The organism is Pseudomonas sp. NFACC42-2 (genome assembly GCF_900116055.1).
Lineage (GTDB): Bacteria > Pseudomonadota > Gammaproteobacteria > Pseudomonadales > Pseudomonadaceae > Aquipseudomonas > Aquipseudomonas marginalis.
The window spans coordinates 293,423-313,363 of the sequence record NZ_FOZO01000003.1 but is presented as its reverse complement, the minus strand read 5'-3'; the positions used below and the strand labels follow the sequence as shown (position 1 = coordinate 313,363).

Here is a 19,941-nt window from a genome sequence, read left to right as displayed (position 1 = left end):
CTTGCAACATGAGACAAACTCACGCTATCCCGCTTCGTCACAAATTGTCTTCATGGAGAGCCCGTGCTCGAGATCCGTCACCTCAAGACCCTGCACGCCTTGCGCGAGGCCGACAGCCTGGTGGAGGCCGCCGAGCGCCTGCACCTGACGCAATCGGCACTGTCCCACCAGTTCAAGGAGCTGGAAGAGCGCCTGGGCATGCCGCTGTTCGTGCGCAAGACCAAACCCGTGCGCTTCACCAGCGCCGGCCTGCGCCTGCTGCAACTGGCCGACGCCACCCTGCCCCTGCTGCGTGGTGCCGAGCGCGATATCGCGCGCCTGGCCGGTGGCACCGCCGGACGCCTGCACATGGCGATCGAGTGCCACAGTTGTTTCCAGTGGCTGATGCCGACCATCGACCAGTTCCGCGATGCCTGGCCGGAAGTCGAGCTGGACCTGGCCTCGGGCTTTGCGTTCGCGCCGCTGCCGGCCCTGGCCCGTGGCGACCTGGACCTGGTGGTGACGTCCGACCCGCTGGAGCTGCCGGGCATCACCTATGTGCCGCTGTTCACTTACGAAGCCATGCTCGCCGTGGCCAACCAGCACGCGCTGGCGAACAAGGCGTACATCGTGCCCGAAGACCTGCTGAGCGAAACCCTGATCACCTACCCGGTGGAGCGTGACCGCCTGGACATCTTCACCCGCTTCCTGGAACCGGCCGATGTGGAACCGGCCCAGGTGCGCACCTCGGAACTGACGGTGATGATGATGCAACTGGTCGCCAGCGGCCGCGGCGTGTGCGGCATGCCCCATTGGGCGCTGCATGAATACAGCTCGCGCGGCTACGTGAAGGCCAAGCGCCTGGGCGAGAAAGGCTTGTTTGCGACGCTGTATGCGGGGATTCGTGCGGACATGCTGGATGCGCCGTATATGCGCGATTTTTTGCTGACGGCCAAGGACACGTCGTTTTCAACGCTGGATGGCGTGAGCGCGGTGCGCTGAAACAATACAATTCCAAATGTGGGGTGCTTGCCACCTCCCACATTGGCTCTCAGTCAGCGTTGAGTTCGCGCCACATGTGGATTTTGTCGAAGTAGTCCACCCCCACCCGCACCGCCAACGGTTCCAGGCCGTACTGGATAAACCCGCAGCGTCGGTACAGCGCAAACGCCGCGTCGTTGCCGGCGGTGACGGTCAGTTGGATCACTTTCAGGCGCGGATGCTGGCGTGCCTCATCCAGCGCGGCCTCGACCAATCGCCGGCCCAGGCCTTTGTGCTGGTGCGCCCGGGTCACGTACATGCCGAACAGGGTCACTTTGTGCCGCGCCTTCTCCCGAGGCTCGAAGGCCAGGCCAACGATGCCGGCCAGCTCCCCGTCGACGTACGCGCCGAGCAAACGATCCAGCGGACTCTCCAGGCGTTTTTCCCACCAGCTCAACGGCATCGCCCCACGCTCGGCCACACTGGAAGTGAACGCCTGGGGATAGGCGCCGTAAGCTTCCAGCATCAACGCCCGATAAACCTCGGCATCGTTGGCCCCCAGCGCACGCACGCTCATTCGCATCAGGCCGGCGTGGTCAGTGAAGCGCGGTAAAACGGCAGGATCAGGTCGCGGGTCAAGGGCGCCAGCACCAGGCCGCCATCACCGGCCGGGTCGATCCAGCGCACCTCTTCGATTTCAGCGGCCGGACTTACCGGAACATCGATCTGCACCTGGAACAATTCAGCGTCCACGGTAAACCCCGGTTCGTTGGCCGCGGGGGCCGAGAAGTGACCCAGGTAGACCGCGTCGCCGGGCTCGATGCGCAGGTTCAGCTCTTCGTACAGCTCGCGGGCCAGGGCCTCGGCGGGCTGCTCACCGGCGTCGATCTTGCCACCGGGTTGCATAAAGGCCTGGGTGCCGCGCTTGCGCACCAGCAGGGTGTGGCCATCGCTGCCGATCAGCAGGGCAGCGGCGATACGGATAGTGCTAGGCATGAACTGAAAACCTTGAACTCAAACAATGAAAATTAATGGAGCACCCCTTCGCTCTCGTCCGGTTCCTTGATGAACACGCTGTACTTGGCGCCTTCCATCGCCTCGAACGCAATCAGCTTGTCCACCAACGGCAGGTTCAGCACCTTGCCGGCGTTAAGCAGCAACATGCCGTTATCGGCGTTGAGGTTACGCGCCAGGACCATGCCGTCCTCCAGCTCACGGGTGGTGAGCACCTTGACGGTCGGATCGCCCAGGGTCACGTCACTGAGAAACGCAGCGCACGCCAGGATGAAGCCCTCGACCAGGTCCGGATCGTAGAGACGCCCGGCATACTTGCGGATATACAACAGCGCTTCATCGCTGTTCAGGTGCCGCTCAAGGATCAGGCCTTTCTGCAACTCGATGAAGTCCACCGCCAGTTTCAGCAGGCGTGAACCGAACGGAATCGCATCGCCCTTGAGGTGGTCGGGAAAACCACTGCCGTCCCAGCGTTCCTGGTGATGACGGATGATCCGCGCCGCATCCTTCATCGGCTCCAGGGTCATCAGCAGCGATTCGCTCTGGGCCGGATAGCCACGGTAGCGCTCGCGATCGGTGCTGTGCAGCTTGTCAGCCGGCTCGATCAACATGCTGTCGCTCCAGCTCAGCTTGCCGATGTTGTACAACGCGGCGGCCATGGCCATGTCGCGGGCGCTGGCTTCGTCTATGGACTGGGCGGTGCAGTACACCCGCACCAGCTCGATCAGTGCACGGTTGGTCTGTTTGTTCTTGGGCAGGCGCAGGTTGGCCAGCAACGAAAACACTTCGGTGCCGGTCACGTAGCTGCGCTTGAGCTCGTCGTAGGCCAGGTCGAGCATGTCGGCGGTCTGTTGCAACTCACTGGTGCGTGCTGCCACGCGCTTTTCCAGGGTCGCGTTCAACAGCTTGAGCTGATCGTTCTGCTGATGGGCCAGGCGCTCCAGCCGCTGAAATTCCAGGGCCTGCTGCAGGATCAGCTTCAGTTCGTCGTCGTTCCAGGGTTTGCCGATATAGCGGTGGATCGCCCCTTCGTTGATCGCCTTGATGATCGTCGGCAGGTCGGCGTAGCCGGTGAGCAGGATGCGACTGGTGGCGGGATAAAGGCGATGAACCTCGGCCAGCAATTGCGCGCCGTCCATGCCGGGCATGCGCGCATCGCTCATCACCAGGTCGATGGGCCGGGCCGCCATGATCTCCAGGGCCTCGGCGCCGCCGCCCGCGAGCACGACATCGAAGGGTTGGCCGCGTAACAGGCGGCGCAAGCTGTTGAGGATCGACTCTTCATCGTCGACCAGCAAAATAGTGGGTTTCGTCGCAAGTTGTTCATCCATGCCTGTTGCGCCTTCACATTGAACTGAATTGAGCTGATTTGAACCCCTGTGCCAAGCCGTCTTCCCTCGCTTAAGGCGCGGGGTTGATTTGACGCCAACTGGCCGCCGAATTCAAGGGACCTCGACTACACTGTCACGGCAGGTCTGCGCCCCGCTCAGCCATGGAACCAAGGAAGGAATGGTTATGCCGTCGAACCGTTTGCAGATAAGGCGCACACTATGATCCCGAACTCAGGGCGGGCCAACCGTCGTATCCTGATCGTCGATGACGCCACGTCCATCCACCTGGACTTTCGCAAGATCCTCTGCGCCGATGCCGACGCCGAGCCCTCCCTGGATACCCTTGAGCAGACCCTGTTCGGCACAACGACCGTTGCTCGCCAGGCGTTTATCCTCGATTCCGCCTACCAGGGTCAGGAAGCCTTGGATCTGGTGAGTCGGGCCCTGGCAACCAACACCCCCTACGCCATGGCGTTCATCGACATGCGCATGCCGCCTGGCTGGGACGGCCTGCAAACCATCGAGCAGTTGTGGAACGTCGATCCCAACCTGCAGATAGCCCTGTGCACCGCCTATTCCGACTATTCCTTTGAAGCGATCGAAGCGCGATTGAAGTACAACGACCAGTTGCTGATCCTGAAGAAGCCCTTCGACCACCTGGAAATCCGCCAGATGGCCAGCGCCCTTACGTGGAAATGGCAGCTCGCCCAGGATGCCGCCCTCAAGGTGATCGGGCTCGAACGCACGATTGAGGAGCGCGTGCAGGAGTTGCTGAAAGTCTCGCACCTGCTGCAATACGACGCGCTCACGGAGTTGCCCAACAGCACGCTGCTGGGCGACCGCCTGACCCAGGCCATTGCCCTGGGCCGGCGCCATGACACGCAACTGGCGGTGATGTTTATCGGCCTCGACCGCTTCAAGCGCATCAACAACGCCCTGGGTTATCCGGTGGGGGATGAGGTGCTCCAGCAGGTCAGCCAAAGCCTGGTGGCGGCCGTGCGTGAGTCGGACTCGGTGTTTCGCTATGGTTCGGACGAGTTTGTGATCCTGCTCAATGATGTCCAGCACCCCCAGCAAACCCAGCACATCGCCCAGAAGGTACTCCAGGCCATCAGCGTTACCCGGCATGTCGCGGGGCACGACCTGAGCGTCACCGCCAGCCTCGGCATCAGCATCTACCCGAATGACAGCAGCACTGCGGTGGAACTGATCAAGCACGCCGAAACCGCCATGCACACCACCAAGGAGCGTGGCCCGGACGACCTGAGTTTCTACACCGAAGACATGAACCTGCGCGCCCGGCACCAGCAGAACCTGGAAAGCGCGATCCGCCAGGCCCTGGAGCACGATGAGTTTGCACTGCACTACCAGCCCAAGCTGGACCTGAAAACCGGGCGGATCCTCGGCGCAGAGGCGCTGATCCGCTGGTTTCAACCGCGCTCGGGCTGGGTCCACCCGGCCGATTTCATTCCGGTGGCCGAAGACAGCGGGCTGATCGTCCCCTTGACCCAATGGGTGCTGCGCCACGCCTGCGAACAGGCACAGGCCTGGCGCGCCATGGGCCTGGCGCCGCTGCGCATCTCGGTGAACATCTCGGCCATCGACTTCCGCCAGCGGGAGTTTGTCGACAACCTGGCCGCCATCCTCAAGCAGACCGGCCTGCCGCCCAACCAGCTGGAGCTGGAAATCACCGAAAGCGTGCTGATGCAGAATGTCGACGATACGGTCGATATCCTCAACCGGATCAAGGCCATGGGCGTGCGCCTGGCCCTGGATGATTTCGGCACCGGCTACTCCAGCCTCAGCTACCTGCGACGCTTTCCCATCGATGTGCTGAAGATCGACCAATCATTCGTGCGCGGGCTGCACGAAAATAGCCAGGACGCGCAGCTGATCAGCGCTATCATCGGCATGGGCAAGAGCCTGGAGCTGAACATCATCGCCGAAGGGGTAGAGACCGTCGAACAGCTGGACTTCCTGAGAGCCCAGCACTGTGAAGAAGGCCAGGGCTTTCTGTTCAGCAAGGCCGTGCCTGCGAAGGATTTCGCCCAGTTGCTGCAGGTGGGCAGCCCCACACTGATGCCCGACCAATAGCCCTATGCCTGCAAGGAGTGCTCGCTTGAGCGATGTTTCAACCTACCGTTTCGGCTCCATCCTCGCGTTAGGGCTGTGCCTGGGGACGACCGTGACGGCCGCGCCGCTGGACGAAGCGCTCAAGCCCCTGCCGCCGGCGCCGCACCTGGATGCGGCCAAGGTCGAGCTGGGCCGCCAGTTGTTCAATGAGCCGCGCCTGTCAGTGAACAACACGCTGTCGTGCGCCAGTTGCCATCACCTCGAAGCCGGGGGCGCCGACACCAGGCCCTTCTCCCTGGGTTTCGACGGCAAGCCCGTGGAGATCAATACGCCGACGGTCTTCAACGCCAGCCTGAACTTCAAACAGTTCTGGAATGGCCGTGTGGACACCCTGGAAGCGCAGGTCGAGCAAGTGGTCATCAGCCCGGTGGAAATGGGCAGCGACTGGAACACCGTGGTGCAGAACCTGACCGCCCTGCCCGACTACCAGGCAGCGTTCAAACAGGCCTACCCCGATGGCGTCACCGCCGCCAATGTGCAAAACGCCCTGGCCACCTATGAACGCACGCTGCTGACGCCCAACTCACGGTTTGACCAGTACCTGCTGGGCAACACGGACATCCTCACGATCCAGGAAAAGTACGGCTACCAGCGCTTCAAGGATTACGGTTGCATCGCCTGTCACCAGGGCATCAACATCGGCGGCAACATGTTCCAGAAATTCGGCGTGATGGGCGACTACTTCAAGGTGCGCGGCAACCCCGTCGAGTCGGACCTGGGGCGCTACCTGCTGACCAAGGATGAGGAAGACCGGCACGTGTTCAAGGTCCCCAGCCTGCGTAACGTCGCGGTCACGGCCCCGTATTTTCACGATGCCTCGGCCAAGACCCTGGAAGAAGCGGTCGACGTGATGTTCAAGTTCCAACTGGGGCGCAACCCTTCGCAGGAGGATAAAGACCTGATCATCCAGTTTCTCAAGACCCTGACCGGCGAATGGAAAGGCAAGCCTTTATGAGCAGACCGTCATGACCCTTTCTCGCCGCCGCACCAGCCAGTTGGCCTTGGGGTTGATCACCCTGTTGCTGGCCTCGACCCTGATCTTTCTGTACATCAAGTCCTCCAGCGACCAGGCGTCTTCCTACACCCACTCCCGGGACCTGATCCGGCAATTGCAGCAACTCAACGCCCAGTGGGACAGCGAAGTCCTCAAGGCCAGGATCGCCATCACCCACAACTACGACCCCCTGGTGACGCCCCTGACGGAAATGACCCGGTTGTGGGCCGAGCTGGAAGCACGCGGCTCGCACCACAGCCCGCAAGACCTGCCCGCCTGGCAAGCCAGCCAGCAGGCTTATCAGGCGGCCATCCAGGAAAAGGCCCGGCGCGTCGACCAGTTCAAGTCCCATAACGCGGTATTGCGCAACTCCCTGGCTTTCCTGCCGACCGCCGAAGACGATATCCAGGCGCAGTTCAACCAGGTGAACGACGATACAAAAGCGCAACTGCAAAGCGTGGCCACCGACACCTACGACCTGCTGCTCAGCAGCCTTGAGTTCGCCCAGGTCACCAGCGACGAGCGCGCCGCCGACATTCTCGTCGGCCTGGGCAAGCTGGCCGTCAACAAGGAACTGCTGCCCAGCGAATTCCGCGGCCCGGTGGAGATCCTGAGCAATCACATCGAACTGATCCTGCGCGAGCAGCCGGTGGTGAACACGTTGCTCGAACAGATCGCCGCCATTCCGGTAGCCGAACGCCTGGATGACCTGACCACCCACCTCAACCAGGACCAACAGGCCCTCGACCTGGTCGAGCAGCAATACCACCGTTACCTGCTGGTGTTCTCCACACTGCTGGTCGCCCTGCTGCTGTTCCTGACGGTTCGCCTGCTGCGCAGTTTCGCCGAGATCAACCGTGTCAACCGCGCCTTGCAGGCGGTGAACGAAACCCTCGAACAGCGCGTGGAACGGCGCACCCGACAGCTCAAGGATGCCCAGAGCGAGCTGATGGACAGTGCACGCCAGGCCGGCATGGCGGAGATCGCCACCAACGTGCTGCACAACGTCGGCAACGTGCTTAACAGCGTGAACATTTCCGCCGACCTGGTCACCCGCAAACTGCGCAGCAGCAAGGCAATGGGGCTGGGCAAGGCCATGCAGTTGATCAACGAACGCCAGGGCGACCTGGGCACTTTTATCACCGAGGATGAGAAGGGCAAGCTGCTGCCCGGCTACTTGAACCAATTGGTGGACGCCATTGCCGTCGAGCAGCAAGGCCTGATCGAGGAGCTGGGGCAACTGAGCAAGAGCGTGGACCATATCAAGGACATCGTCTCCACCCAACAATCCTATGCGGGCGCGCCCTCGCTCAAGGAACCGGTGCAGATCAGCACCTTGATGGAAGACGCCCTGCGCATGAACGCGGGGGCCCTGAGCCGGCACAATGTCACAGTGGTCAAGCACTACGGGCAGGTGCCGGAAGTCCTCGCGGACAAACACCGCTTGCTGCTGATCATGGTCAACCTGATCAGCAACGCCAAGTACGCCATGTCCAACCTCACCGACCGGCCACGGCAGATGACCCTTACGGTCCAGTCGCTGGAGGACAACAGGTTGCAAATCAGCGTGAAGGACGAAGGCGAAGGCATACCGGCCGAGAACATGACGCGGATATTTACCCACGGTTTTACCACCCGCAAGGAAGGCCACGGCTTCGGCCTGCACAGCTGCGCCCTGGCCGCCGTCGAAATGGACGGCCACCTCAGCGCCCACAGCGACGGGCCGGGCCTGGGCGCGCTATTCACCCTGACGATCCCCCTCATTCCTGCCGGAAGCCTCGTATGAACCAGCCTCCCAACCGGCGCATCCTGTTGATTGACGACACGCCGTCGATTCATGAGGATTTCCGCAAGATCCTGATGCCGCCCACTGAATCCAACCAGGAGCTGGATGACATGGAGTCGGCACTGTTCGGCGAAACCAGCAAACCCACGGCCCCCCCTTTCGACCTGCACTCGGCCTATGGCGGCGAAGAAGGCCTGCAGTTGCTCATCACCGCCATGGCGCACCAGCAGCCCTATGCCCTGGCGTTTGTCGACATGCGCATGCCCCAGGGCTGGGACGGCGCGAGGACCATAGAAGAGCTCTGGAAAGTCGCCCCCGACCTGCAAGTGGTGGTGTGCACCGCGTATTCGGACTATTCCTGGGAGGACCTGCTCGACCGCCTGCAAGGCCATGATCGCCTGCTGATCCTGAAAAAACCGTTCGATAACATCGAAGTCCAGCAGATGGCCAACACCCTGGCCAATAAATGGGACATGGCCCGTCGCGCCACCCTGCAAACCACTCATCTGGAACGGCTGGTGGAACAACGCACCCACGCGCTGCAGCTGGAAATCGAAGAGCGCAAGCACCTGGAAAGCCAACTGGTGCAGTCGGAAAAACTCGCCTCCCTGGGGCAACTCGCTGCGGGTGTGGCCCATGAGATCAATAACCCGGTAGGCTTTATCTCGTCCAACCTCAGCACCCTCGACGGCTACTTCGCCCAGTTGCAACAGATGCTGGAGGCTTACCGGCAGGCCGAAGAAAGCCTCGCCACGGGTGAACAGCACGAGCAGCTCAAGGCCTTGCGCACCCGCCTGGAACTGGAGTTTCTACAGGAAGACATTCCGGTGTTGATCCACGAGTCCAAGGAGGGCATCGGCCGCGTGGTGCAGATCGTCAAGGACCTGAAAAACTTCTCGCGGGTGGACAACGACCAGACCTGGCAATTCGCAAACCTGCAACAGGGCATCGATTCGACCCTGAACATCGTTGCCAGCGAACTCAAGTACAAGGCCGATGTGGTCAAGCACTACGCACCGCTGCCAGAGATCGAATGCCTGGCCTCCCAGCTCAACCAGGTGGTGATGAACCTGGTGATCAATGCCGCGCAGGCCATGGGGCCGGAGCGCGGCATCATCACCATCAGCAACGGTGTGGAAGGCGAGAACGTGTGGCTGGAAGTGGCGGACAACGGCTGCGGGATTGCCCCCGAGGCGGTGCAGAAAATCTTCGACCCGTTTTTCACCACCAAGCCGGTGGGGGAAGGCACTGGGTTAGGACTGTCACTCTCCTACGGCATCGTCAAGAAACACCATGGCGATATCTCTGTCAGCAGCGAACTGGGCAAGGGCACTAAGTTTCGCGTGGTATTGCCGATTCGGCAGACGGCGGCGTAGGACACGCCGCCGAATCATCCGCCCCTGCGCAACCTGTTATTTCTGACAGTAGACAGACCCTTTTCCCGACTCGAGACTCCACACAAGCAACACGATTGCATGCCGGTGGCGTGCTGAACGTGAGGCCTGGGCTCTCATCGTCGAAGGAAATGACACCATGTCTACGCGCCGCGAGTTCCTCACATACGCGTCACTGGGCGCCTTGCTCATGCCACTGGGCAGGGACGCCCCGGCGGCCGATACAGCCGACCCGTCCAGTACTTTTTCCTTCGAAGGCTTGATCGAACAGGCACAAGCCGATGCCTTGAAACCCTACACCTACCCCAGCACCGCATCGGCCGCGCTGCTGGCGCGACTCGACTACGCCGCTCATGGCCAGATCCGCTTCAAACCCGAGCACGCCCTGTTCGCCAAAGGCCCCGGCAAGTTCCCTGTCACATTCTTTCACTTGGGGTCGTTTTTTCGCACGCCCGTCAGGCTGTATGTGCTGGACAACGGCATCGCCCGCGAGATCGTCTACGACCCGGCGCACTTCGATATGCCGGGCGACAGCCCGGCCCATGCCCTGCCGCGTAACAGTGGATTCGCCGGCTTTCGTATCCAGGAAAGCCGCCTGGGCGACCAGGCCAGGCTGGCGTGGCAACAAAACGACTGGGTGGCCTTTCTTGGCGCGTCGTACTTCCGGGCCATCGGCGAGTTGTACCAGTACGGTCTGTCGGCACGGGCGATTGCCCTGGATGTGGCACAAGCCGGCAAGGCCGAAGAATTCCCCAACTTCACCCACATCTGGTTCGAGCCGCCAAAGAACCAGCACACAAACGCCATGACCCTCTACGCGCGGCTCGACGGCCCCAGTATCTGCGGCGCCTACCGTTTCGTGATCCACCGCACACAGGGCGTGGTCATGGACATCGACTGCACGTTTTTCCTGCGCAAGAACGTCAGCCGGCTGGGCATTGCGCCGCTGACCTCGATGTTCTGGTTCAGTGAAACCGCCAAGCGCACCGCCGCCGACTGGCGCCCCGAGGTCCACGACAGTGACGGCCTGGCGCTGTGGACCGGCAACGGAGAACGTATCTGGCGGCCCTTGAACAACCCGCCACGCACCCTGGTTTCGGCGTTCAGCGATCGGCAACCGAAGGGCTTCGGCCTGCTACAGCGCGACCGTAATTTTGACCACTACCTCGATGGGGTGAATTACCAACGGCGCCCCAGCCTGTGGGTCGAACCGTTGGGCGATTGGGGCGAAGGCAGCGTGCAACTGATGGAAAACGGCACCGACGACGAGATCCACGACAACATCGTCGCGATGTGGGTGCCCTCGGCCCCGGCGGAAGCGGGCAACCGCTATGCGCTGCGGTATCGCCTGCACTGGCTGGCCCGGGAACCCTACGTTTCGCCACTGGCGGTGTGCGTGGCCACTCGCCTGGGCAAAGGCGGCTCACCGGGCGAGCCGCGCCCGCTGGGGGTGCGTAAATTCGTGGTGGAATTCCAGGGCGTCCCCTTGGAAAAACTCGCACCGGGAATCAAGCCCGAGGCCGTGATCAGTTGCTCCAGGGGCGAGCTCAGCCGGGTCTTTACCGAAGCGGTGCCGGACGGCGTCGCCGGCCATTGGCGCGCACAGTTCGACGTGAGCGTCGACGGCAAGGACCCGGTGGAATTGCGCCTGTTCCTGCGCCTTGACGGCCAGCCGCTGTCAGAGACCTGGCTGTATCAGTACCACCCCTTCCATTCGGAATCGACGGCAATCGGTACCCCTTCAACGGCTGACACCGGCAATAGCCCATGAGGCTCGGCAGCCAATGGGCGCTGCTCTGCCTGGCGCTCAATGTCAGCGGCAACGCTCTCCACGCCGGCGAGCAGGACCCCGTAGAGGCCTTGTTGCAGCAGATGACGCTGGAAGAAAAAGTCGCTCAACTCAACCAGCTCGGCGTCCAGGACACACCTACCGGCCCGGTCATTGACCCAGGCGAGCTGGCGCAACTGCCCATGAGCACCGTGGGCTCGGTCCTTGGTGCCTACGGCGTCGAACAGACCCGCCGGTTGCAGGAACACGTCGTCACCCGTTCGCGCCTGCCTATACCGTTGTTGTTTGCCTTTGATGTGATCCACGGGTTTCGCACCGTATTTCCCGTGCCGTTGGCAGAAGCTGCGGCCTGGGACCCTGACCTGGCACAACGGACCGCTCGCGCGGCGGCCGTTGAAGCGACGGCCAGCGGCATACACTGGACCTTCGCGCCCATGATCGACATTGCCCGCGACCCGCGTTGGGGCCGTGTGGTGGAAGGCACCGGCGAAGATCCGTTCCTGGGCGCAGCGCTGGCCAGCGCCAAGGTGCGGGGGTTCCACGGCGCCGGGCCTGCCGACCCGTCATATATGCTGGCGACCGCAAAACACTTCGTGACCTACGGCGCCGCCGAAGGCGGGCGCGACTACAACGTCGCCGACGTGTCGGAACGCACGTTGCGGGAAGTGTACTTGCCGCCTTTCCAGGCGGCCGTGGCGGCTGGCGTCGATGGGATCATGCCGTCGTTCAACGAACTGGCCGGGACGCCCCTGCACAGCAACACCGCGCTGTTGACCGGTGTGCTGCGCAATCAGTGGCGGTTCCGTGGCCTCATTGTCAGTGACTTCAACGCCCTCTGGGAACTGAGCCAGCACGGCATCGCCGGCAGCCCGGCCGACCGGGCACGGCTGGCGTTCAACGCCGGGGTGGACATCGACATGGTCAGCCAGACGTACCGCCAATACCTGCCCACCCTGGTGCGCACTGGCCAGGTTTCCCTGACCGCCGTGGATAATGCGGTGCGCCGTGTACTCCAGGCCAAGCAGCGCCTGGGACTGCTTGACGATCCCTACCGCTACAGCGACGAGGCGCGGCAACGGGCCAATGTCCTGACCCCGCAGCACCGGGCACTGGCACGCGAGGCCGCGCAGAAGTCCATCGTATTGTTGAAAAACACCGACGCCCTGCTGCCGCTGTCCAAGCACCTGCGCAACGTGCTGGTGGTCGGCAGCCTGGCCACGGATGCCGAGGCCACGCTCGGCCCCTGGACCTTGGCGGCTCATCCGGAAGACTCGATCACGGTCTTGCAGGGCATACGCCGCGCCGTCGCCCCTGGCACCGAGGTGGTTTACCTGCCCGGCGCTTCGCCTATCAGCAACGAGACTCAGAACCTCAACGAGGTCCGGCAGGCCGCCCGCCGTGCCGAGGTAGTGATCGCCGTACTCGGCGAGCACGCCGATCAGAGCGGCGAAGCCCGCAGTCGCGCGGACCTCGGACTGCCGGGTGCCCAGGAAGCGCTGTTGCGTGCCCTGCTGGACAGCGGCAAACCCATGGTCATCCTGTTGATGAATGGCCGCCCGCTGGTGCTCTCGCAGAACGTGCGCCAGGCGCCGGCGCTGCTGGAAACCTGGTTCCTGGGCAGTGAGATGGGCCATGCCGTGGCCGATATCCTGTTTGGCGATGTCAACCCCAGCGGCAAACTGCCGATCACGTTCCCGCGCAACGTGGGGCAGATCCCCCTCTACTACGCGCACAAAAGCACCGGGCGTCCGCCCAGCGGCGATGAAAGGTATACCTCCGGCTACATCGATGAACACTGGACGCCGCTGTATCCCTTCGGCTTCGGCCTGAGCTATACCTCGTTCAGTTACTCCGCACCGCGGCTCAGCACACAGCGGCTGGCGTCCACCCAAGTGCTGAGCGTGGCGATCACCGTCACCAATACCGGAGCGCGCCCAGGCGAAGAAATCGTGCAGTTATACCTGCGCGATGATGTCGCCAGCGTGACCCGCCCGGTTCGCCAACTACGCGGTTTCCGCAAAGTGCAGCTGGCGCCCGGCGAGGCGCGGGAGCTGACCTTCACCCTTGACCAGGCGGACTTTGCCCTGCTCGACAGCGACTTTTCGCCGGTGATTGAGGCCGGTACGTTCACCGTCTTCGTCGGGGCAGATTCGACCACCGAAAACCAGGCCCGGTTTGAACTGACCGATGGCCGCGCCTTGTCTATCTCGGGCCAGTCCGTCCCATCACCGGGATCAAACTGAGTACACCTGCAGGTTGTCTGGCGTTTCATTACTGGCGCAGAATGCCGGATCGACCTGAGAGTCCGAACCCAAGGAAACCGTATGAGCCTGTCCTTGCTAAGCCGTTACGCCTTCTTTGCCGTGTGCGTCATTTTCACCCTCGCCAGCCTGCCCTTTATCCAACACGAATGGCTGTGGCCCATCACCCTGGTCACCGGCGTGTTGAGCCTGATCGGTATTTTCGACCTGTTGCAAAGCCCCCACGCGGTGCGCCGCAACTACCCGATCCTGGGCAATATCCGTTACCTGGTGGAAGCCATCCGCCCGGAAATCCGCCAGTACCTGCTGGAGTCCGACAGCGACGCCCTGCCCTTCTCGCGCTCGCAACGCTCGCTGGTTTACTCGCGGGCCAAGAACGAAACCGCCGACAAGCCCTTCGGCACCCTGATCGATGTGTACCAGCTGGGTTTCGAATTCATCGGCCACTCCATGCGCCCCGCGCCCCTGAGCGACCCCAGCGCCTTTCGCGTGATGGTCGGCGGCCCGCAATGCACCCAGCCGTATTCGGCGTCGGTGTTCAATATCTCGGCGATGAGCTTTGGCTCGTTGAGCGCCAATGCGATCCGCGCGCTCAACCAGGGCGCCAAGCTTGGCAATTTTGCCCATGACACCGGCGAAGGCAGCATCAGCCCCTATCACCGCGAAAACGGCGGCGACCTGACCTGGGAGTTGGGCAGCGGCTACTTCGGCTGCCGCACCAGCGACGGCCGCTTCGACCCGGAGCGCTTTGCGGTGCAGGCGCAAAACCCGCAGGTGCGCATGATCGAAATCAAGATGAGCCAGGGCGCCAAACCCGGCCACGGCGGCATCCTGCCCAAGCACAAGGTGACTAAAGAGATCGCCGAAACGCGCGGCATCATGATGGGCGAAGACTGCATCTCGCCGTCGCGCCACAGCGCCTTCTCCACCCCTATCGAGCTGATGCAATTCATCGCCCAATTGCGTGAACTGTCCGGCGGCAAGCCGGTGGGCTTCAAGTTCTGCCTGGGCCACCCGTGGGAATTCATGGGCATCGCCAAGGCCATGCTCGAAACCGGCATCCTCCCGGACTTTATCGTCGTCGACGGCAAGGAAGGCGGCACCGGCGCCGCGCCCGTGGAGTTCACCGACCATATCGGCGTGCCGCTGCGCGAAGGCCTGCTGTTCGTGCACAACACCCTGGTGGGCCTGAACCTGCGCGACAAGATCAAGCTCGGTGCCAGCGGCAAGATCGTCAGCGCCTTCGACATCGCCAGCGTGCTGGCTATCGGCGCCGACTGGGCCAACTCGGCGCGTGGCTTCATGTTCGCCATCGGCTGCATCCAGTCCCAAAGCTGCCACACCAATAAGTGCCCGACCGGCGTCGCAACCCAGGACCCGTTGCGCCAACGCGCCCTGGTGGTACCGGACAAAGCCCAGCGCGTGTTCAACTTCCACCGCAACACCCTCAAGGCCCTGGCCGAAATGCTCGCGGCGGCAGGCCTGGATCACCCGTCGCAGCTGTCGGCCAAGCATCTGGTACGACGCATGTCGGCCACCGAGATCAAGCTGTTTTCGCAGTTGCATGTATTCCTCAAGCCTGGCGAGCTGCTCAGTGGCGAAGTGAATGGCGAGTTCTATTCGCGCATGTGGCAGATGGCGCGGGCGGACAGTTTTGAGCCCCATGAGGTGGTGGCTGCATAACCTGTAAACACCCTTTCCTGCTGAACCGGACCACCGACGGCATCGTAGAAACAAGGAGATTCACATGCCGTTACTGGACTTCGCTGCACTCGCCGGGCAACTGCCTGACAGCTGGAAATCGATACGCCTGGGCCAGGTCGGCCCGGCGCGGATCAAGGTGTTGCGCATGGATGAGCAGGCTTACGAAGAAGAAGTGCACGACTACAACGAAGGGCTACTGGTGATCAGCGGCCATTTGCGCCTGAGCATCGCTGATGAAGAGATCCACGTAGAGACCGGCCAGATGTACCTCGTGGAAGCGGGCACCGCTCATGCCGTACTTCCAGATAGCCAGGGCACCCTGGTGATCATTGATATCTAGTTGAGGCGGTATGAAACAACCGCAATCACGGGTTAACACGTGGCTGTTTTTTCATGACGATATAACCGTCCCCATCCTCAAGATAAATGGAGTAAAACAAATTATCGACGATGGGGTGGGCGTCGCGTGTCAATCGTGCGTCGCCCGAATGTTCGCGGCTGGCCTGTACCACATTCGTGATCCCCACCCTGGCCATTGCCGCGGGTAAAAACAAAAAGCCAGCATTCACCAGATACGGCATGACCGGCATGCCCGAAACAGTTCCGGCAGAGGCCGGCAACCAATAATCCTGAGCACCGCCATCAAAGTAAAAAACCTTAACCGATGCCAGCGTTGCATTAGCGCTTATCGAATAAGCCAAACTGCTCATCACGGCAGTTTCCAACGTCTTCTTCAAACTCAAGACGCGCCCATAACTATAAGAAATGGACAACAGCAAAATTATTGGCAGCAGCACAAACACCGTCAACTTGCGCTGTACAGCGTTTAACCACTGGTAGATCACCAGCAGTAAAAAAACCAGCAAAGGCCCGGCCCCCAGCATCGCCCTTGAATCACTATTTTCATAGAAAAAAACCAGCATGATTCCTGGCACAAACATGATCATCAACGGCACTATCGCCCCAAAAGCCAAACTCACCAGGACTTTACTCACCCACCGTGGCCGTTCACGCAACGCAGAACACCACGCCCAGGCATAACCCATCCCGAACAGAATCGCCATCACCCCGAAAAGCCATGCACTATCGCCCGTGTATAAGGGCCGGATTCTTTCTTCAGCGTTTTTTAAGCGCTGCAATATGACAACTGGCCAATGCTCATCCAAAGCAAGCAGCCGCTGACGCTCCCCGCCCACAAACGGGACGATCGCACACACATAAAAAAGCGAGGCGACGCCCGCCTGGGTGGCCTTTTCAAAGCCCAGCATCATCCATTCACGGGTGACTTTTTTATCGTTGATCGCTCTGTACAGTTCGATGCAGCACAAGCCGAGAAAGCTATTCATAAGTGGCTGATAAATACACAGCGCACCGCCAACCAACACGCTGCCGCCCCACCACTCGACCCATTTCCTTTCAGACTTCAAGGTGATCGCAAACACGATCATCGCCACGCCGACGGTAATCACCGGGCCGTCGTACTTATAAACCAGATCACTGAGAAACAAGGGACTGAAAAACATCGGCAATACCACCGCCGCCGACAAAACACTCACAGGACAAAAGTAATGAAACGCCAGGCGCGTCAACGCCATTGCCATGACCACACACGCGACCAGCAGGCCCAGTGGAAAAGCGTCTGGAGCGCCATTGGACAGGGATAACAAATGATAAAAACCATCAATCAAAAAACGCCCTTCAGCACGCCACGACGCATACCCATAGACCGCCCGAAAGCTATCTTCAACGTAAAAATAGTCCGCCAGAATCAATGGATACACATAGACCAAAATAGCCAGCAAAAAGAATATAAAACCTTCCTTCCTGGACCATTCATGCGTACTCACTTTGCGCTACCTCCCTCAAGATCCCTCTTGCTCTCCCGACGCACAACGCCTTTAACCACATAGCGCGGCCGGTGTTTGGTTTCCATATAGATGCGCCCCACATATTCCCCGAGTATCCCGATCCCAATCAGCTGCACCCCGCCCAGGAACAAGATCGCCGTCATCAAGGATGGATACCCCGGCACGTCATTGCCAAACATCACCTTGTCCACCACCAGGTACCCGGCGTACACCAACGCGATCAGCGAAATACCGCCACCGATGTAACTCCACAATCGCAGCGGCAAAGTGCTGAACGAGGTAATGCCATCCAATGCCAGGTTCCAGAGTTTCCAGGCGTTGAACTTGCTCTGGCCGACTGTGCGAGGGGCACGGTCGTATTCGACGATGGCCACGGTGAAGCCGGCCCAGGACAACACGCCTTTCATGAACAACTGCTGTTCGGGCAGGGCCTTGATCACGTCCACCACCTTGCGGTCCATCAGCCGGAAGTCACCGACGTTCTCTTCGATATGCGTATAGGACATGCGATTGAGCAGACGGTAGAACAACGCCGCACTGCGACGTTTGAAGTAGCCGTCACTGGAGCGGTCCCGACGTTTGGCCAGCACCACGTCGGCGCCGCTCTGCCATTCGTGGATCAAGCGCGGAATCACGTCGACCGGATCCTGCAAATCCACATCCATGGGCACCACGGCGTCCCCCGTGGCGTATTCAAGCCCGGCGAACAGCGCGGCCTCCTTGCCGAAGTTGCGCGATAGATTGATCAGCATCACATCGCTGCCGGTCATGGCCAGTACCCGGGCACGCTCGGCCGTACGGTCGGTGCTGCCATCGTTGATAAGCACTATTTCGACTCCATGGGCGTGCAAACCAGGCGCCTCACGCACGGCACGGTAGAACGGCTCGATCGCCTGTTCTTCGTTGAACACAGGCACGATCAGCGAAACCCTCATTGCCCACGCTCGCGGAACACCACCCAGCGCGACAACAAAAAACCGCACACCAGACTGACCACGGAAAACACCATCACTGTGACAATCCCCGGCACACCCCAGCGATCCGCCAGCCATCCCACGCCCAGGCTCAAAGCGCCCATGCACGCAACGAACGCCAGGTAGCGGGCCAACGATGCAGACATGGCAAAGGTGCAGGTCGCGTTGACATAAAACGAGAAGGACACCGCCACGCAAAAGGCGAGGAAGTTGCTCACTGCCTGGCTAAAGTCCAGCGCCGTGCTGAACACGTAAAACAGCTGCCAGTGGATCAACGTATTGACGCCCCCAATCAGCGTGTAGCTGGAGAATCCCTTCCACAGTCTGGCCATGCCATCGCCCCGTTTCGCCTGCCTCCAGCAAGCCACGCCCCCCCATTGCTCGTCTACTGTCGGAATTAACAGGTACACAGCGCCGCAAGTTGAGACATTCAGTAATACCCATCCTTTGCAATTGCTTACAAATACCGCCAACCTGCGCCCGCCCGACGTGCGGCGTACGACAACCTGCGCGCTCGCCGGTCACTACTAAACCTTTTGTTCAAGAGCCCGCTGCCATGCTGAACGGACGCGACCCACGCATCGATTTTTTTCGGGGCCTGGCGTTGATCTTCATTTTCTGGGATCACGTCCCCCACAATCCTCTCGGCCAGATCACCCTGCGCAACTTTGGTTTCAGCGATGCGGCCGAGGTCTTTGTATTCCTCGCCGGTTACGCCGCAGTGCTGGCCTACGGCAAGATCCTGCAACGCGACGGCTACTGGATTGCCTCGCTGAAAATCCTGCGCCGCGCCTGGGTGTTGTACGTGGTGCATATCTTTTTGCTGGCGATGCTGATGGGCATCGTGTTCTTCGCCAACAGCCATGTGGAAACCCGCGACCTGGTCGAAGAGATGGGCCTGACGCACTTCGTCACCCACCCGCAACAGGCCCTCACCGACGAGCTGCTGCTGCGCTTCAAGCCCAACCTGATGGACCCGCTGCCGCTATATATCGTGCTGCTGGCAGGGTTGCCGCTGGTGTTGCCGCTGCTGCTGCGCCACACCTGGCTGGTGGTGGCTGCGTCGGCGACGGTGTATCTGCTGGCGCCGTGGATGGGCTGGAACCTGCGGGCGATTGCCGACGGCGTGTGGTACTTCAACCCGGTGACCTGGCAGTTCCTGTTTATCCTCGGTGGCGCGGCGGCGCTGCGGGCCAGTCAGGCGCGCCCGCCGGAACAGCGTGCGCTCAAGCGCCAGCCGTTGTTCCTGGCGGCGGCGGTGTACACCGTGGTGGCGTGTGTGCTGACCCTGTCATGGCGCTGGCCCGAGGTGCATGACGCGTTGATGCCGTCCTGGCTCAGCGACCTGATCTACCCCATCAGCAAGACCGACCTGTCACCGCTGCGCCTGCTGCACTTCCTGGCCCTGGCCTATGTCACCGCCAGGCTGTTGCCCGGTCGCGGCTGGACGCAAAACTGGCTGGCCGAGCAAAGCTGCCGCATGGGTCGCTACTCCCTGGAGGTGTTCTGCCTCGGCGTGCTGCTGGCACCGCTGGCGGACATGCTCAACGCCCTGGCCGAGGATGCCTGGCCAATGCAGATTTTCAGCGCGTTGCTGGGGCTGGCGCTGATGGCCGGGCTGGCGGCGTGGCTGGAGTTCAACAAGCACCTGGACCGGGCGCTGCGCGGCGAGGCGCCGGCCTTTAAATAGATAGCCCCTGCGCCGGCATGCGCGGTGATTCCATCTGCCTTCC

Annotated in this window: 16 protein-coding genes and 1 pseudogene; 11 read left to right on the top strand and 6 right to left on the bottom strand. The window is 61.4% G+C overall.

What is annotated here, in order from left to right:
* Nucleotides 1-63 precede the first annotated feature (63 nt).
* A complete protein-coding gene (gene metR / locus BM416_RS08710; protein ID WP_027604617.1) occupies nt 64-981 on the top strand; it encodes a transcriptional regulator MetR in 918 nt (305 codons plus the stop codon).
* 49 nt (nt 982-1,030) lie between these two features.
* Here metR and BM416_RS08705 read toward each other — a convergent pair whose 3' ends face one another.
* The 3 genes from BM416_RS08705 to BM416_RS08695 are packed head-to-tail and all read right to left on the bottom strand — an operon-like array spanning nt 1,031 to nt 3,305.
* On the bottom strand, nt 1,031-1,537 hold the full coding sequence (locus BM416_RS08705) for a GNAT family N-acetyltransferase (RefSeq protein ID WP_092487407.1): 507 nt from the start codon (nt 1,535-1,537) through the stop codon (nt 1,031-1,033).
* A 5-nt stretch (nt 1,538-1,542) separates the two neighbouring features.
* On the bottom strand, nt 1,543-1,956 hold the full coding sequence (locus BM416_RS08700; protein ID WP_092487404.1) for an NUDIX hydrolase: 414 nt from the start codon (nt 1,954-1,956) through the stop codon (nt 1,543-1,545).
* A 32-nt stretch (nt 1,957-1,988) separates the two neighbouring features.
* On the bottom strand, nt 1,989-3,305 hold the full coding sequence (locus BM416_RS08695) for a response regulator c-di-GMP phosphodiesterase, NosR family (RefSeq protein WP_092487401.1): 1,317 nt from the start codon (nt 3,303-3,305) through the stop codon (nt 1,989-1,991).
* A gap of 219 nt (nt 3,306-3,524) precedes the next feature.
* Between BM416_RS08695 and BM416_RS08690 the strand changes: the two genes are divergently transcribed.
* The 9 genes and pseudogenes from BM416_RS08690 (at nt 3,525) to BM416_RS08655 (ending at nt 15,706) form a co-directional block, all read left to right on the top strand.
* A complete protein-coding gene (locus tag BM416_RS08690) occupies nt 3,525-5,399 on the top strand; it encodes a putative bifunctional diguanylate cyclase/phosphodiesterase (RefSeq protein ID WP_092487398.1) in 1,875 nt (624 codons plus the stop codon).
* Nucleotides 5,400-5,424: 25 nt separating this feature from the next.
* Nucleotides 5,425-6,393 carry a cytochrome-c peroxidase gene (locus tag BM416_RS08685; RefSeq protein WP_092487396.1) on the top strand — a complete coding sequence of 323 codons (969 nt, stop codon included), beginning with the start codon at nt 5,425-5,427 and terminating at the stop codon, nt 6,391-6,393.
* 10 nt (nt 6,394-6,403) lie between these two features.
* Nucleotides 6,404-8,218, top strand: a complete 1,815-nt coding sequence (locus tag BM416_RS08680; RefSeq protein ID WP_092487393.1) for a DAHL domain-containing protein — start codon at nt 6,404-6,406, stop codon at nt 8,216-8,218.
* A gap of 569 nt (nt 8,219-8,787) precedes the next feature.
* Nucleotides 8,788-8,871 (top strand): annotated as a pseudogene (locus tag BM416_RS31110) (hypothetical protein); the annotation flags it as partial.
* A 60-nt stretch (nt 8,872-8,931) separates the two neighbouring features.
* Nucleotides 8,932-9,594 (top strand): sensor histidine kinase, encoded by a 663-nt coding sequence (locus BM416_RS31105; protein WP_371856051.1) that lies wholly within the window; start codon nt 8,932-8,934, stop codon nt 9,592-9,594.
* Between the two features lie 208 nt (nt 9,595-9,802).
* Nucleotides 9,803-11,383 carry an OpgD/OpgG family glucan biosynthesis protein gene (locus tag BM416_RS08670; RefSeq protein WP_256577489.1) on the top strand — a complete coding sequence of 527 codons (1,581 nt, stop codon included), beginning with the start codon at nt 9,803-9,805 and terminating at the stop codon, nt 11,381-11,383.
* Nucleotides 11,380-13,644 carry a glycoside hydrolase family 3 N-terminal domain-containing protein gene (locus tag BM416_RS08665; RefSeq protein WP_092487384.1) on the top strand — a complete coding sequence of 755 codons (2,265 nt, stop codon included), beginning with the start codon at nt 11,380-11,382 and terminating at the stop codon, nt 13,642-13,644. Before BM416_RS08670 ends, BM416_RS08665 begins: the two co-directional genes overlap by 4 nt.
* Nucleotides 13,645-13,725: 81 nt before the next feature.
* The gene (locus BM416_RS08660) at nt 13,726-15,345 is read left to right on the top strand and encodes an FMN-binding glutamate synthase family protein (protein WP_092487381.1); all 1,620 of its coding nucleotides are present in this window, start codon (nt 13,726-13,728) and stop codon (nt 15,343-15,345) included.
* A gap of 64 nt (nt 15,346-15,409) precedes the next feature.
* Complete coding sequence (locus tag BM416_RS08655; protein ID WP_092487378.1) at nt 15,410-15,706, top strand: cupin domain-containing protein; 297 nt, start codon at nt 15,410-15,412, stop codon at nt 15,704-15,706.
* 25 nt (nt 15,707-15,731) lie between these two features.
* On the opposite strand, the gene BM416_RS08650 is transcribed toward BM416_RS08655, so the two are convergent.
* From BM416_RS08650 to BM416_RS08640, 3 genes are read right to left on the bottom strand one after another with little or no spacing between them, the layout of a single operon-like run.
* Entirely contained in the window at nt 15,732-17,213 is a 1,482-nt protein-coding gene (locus BM416_RS08650; RefSeq protein ID WP_092487375.1) for a glucosyltransferase domain-containing protein, read from the bottom strand.
* The gene (locus BM416_RS08645) at nt 17,210-18,169 is read right to left on the bottom strand and encodes a glycosyltransferase family 2 protein (protein ID WP_065938669.1); all 960 of its coding nucleotides are present in this window, start codon (nt 18,167-18,169) and stop codon (nt 17,210-17,212) included. Before BM416_RS08645 ends, BM416_RS08650 begins: the two co-directional genes overlap by 4 nt.
* Nucleotides 18,166-18,540 carry a GtrA family protein gene (locus tag BM416_RS08640; protein ID WP_065938668.1) on the bottom strand — a complete coding sequence of 125 codons (375 nt, stop codon included), beginning with the start codon at nt 18,538-18,540 and terminating at the stop codon, nt 18,166-18,168. Before BM416_RS08640 ends, BM416_RS08645 begins: the two co-directional genes overlap by 4 nt.
* Before the next feature lie 224 nt (nt 18,541-18,764).
* Here BM416_RS08640 and BM416_RS08635 point away from each other — a divergent pair, with 224 nt between their 5' ends.
* Nucleotides 18,765-19,898 carry an OpgC family protein gene (locus tag BM416_RS08635; protein ID WP_092487372.1) on the top strand — a complete coding sequence of 378 codons (1,134 nt, stop codon included), beginning with the start codon at nt 18,765-18,767 and terminating at the stop codon, nt 19,896-19,898.
* The last annotated feature ends 43 nt before the right edge of the window (nt 19,899-19,941 follow it).

What these genes read in the sequence shown, in the direction of transcription:
- BM416_RS08705 (WP_092487407.1), bottom strand. Translation starts at nt 1,537, where the DNA reads ATGAGCGTGCGTGCGCTGGGGGCCAACGATGCCGAGGTTTATCGGGCG.
- BM416_RS08700 (WP_092487404.1), bottom strand. Translation starts at nt 1,956, where the DNA reads ATGCCTAGCACTATCCGTATCGCCGCTGCCCTGCTGATCGGCAGCGAT.
- BM416_RS08695 (WP_092487401.1), bottom strand. Translation starts at nt 3,305, where the DNA reads ATGGATGAACAACTTGCGACGAAACCCACTATTTTGCTGGTCGACGAT.
- BM416_RS08690 (WP_092487398.1), top strand. Translation starts at nt 3,525, where the DNA reads ATGATCCCGAACTCAGGGCGGGCCAACCGTCGTATCCTGATCGTCGAT.
- BM416_RS08680 (WP_092487393.1), top strand. Translation starts at nt 6,404, where the DNA reads ATGACCCTTTCTCGCCGCCGCACCAGCCAGTTGGCCTTGGGGTTGATC.
- BM416_RS31105 (WP_371856051.1), top strand. Translation starts at nt 8,932, where the DNA reads ATGCTGGAGGCTTACCGGCAGGCCGAAGAAAGCCTCGCCACGGGTGAA.
- BM416_RS08670 (WP_256577489.1), top strand. Translation starts at nt 9,803, where the DNA reads ATGCCACTGGGCAGGGACGCCCCGGCGGCCGATACAGCCGACCCGTCC.
- BM416_RS08665 (WP_092487384.1), top strand. Translation starts at nt 11,380, where the DNA reads ATGAGGCTCGGCAGCCAATGGGCGCTGCTCTGCCTGGCGCTCAATGTC.
- BM416_RS08660 (WP_092487381.1), top strand. Translation starts at nt 13,726, where the DNA reads ATGAGCCTGTCCTTGCTAAGCCGTTACGCCTTCTTTGCCGTGTGCGTC.
- BM416_RS08655 (WP_092487378.1), top strand. Translation starts at nt 15,410, where the DNA reads ATGCCGTTACTGGACTTCGCTGCACTCGCCGGGCAACTGCCTGACAGC.
- BM416_RS08645 (WP_065938669.1), bottom strand. Translation starts at nt 18,169, where the DNA reads ATGAGGGTTTCGCTGATCGTGCCTGTGTTCAACGAAGAACAGGCGATC.
- BM416_RS08640 (WP_065938668.1), bottom strand. Translation starts at nt 18,540, where the DNA reads ATGGCCAGACTGTGGAAGGGATTCTCCAGCTACACGCTGATTGGGGGC.
- BM416_RS08635 (WP_092487372.1), top strand. Translation starts at nt 18,765, where the DNA reads ATGCTGAACGGACGCGACCCACGCATCGATTTTTTTCGGGGCCTGGCG.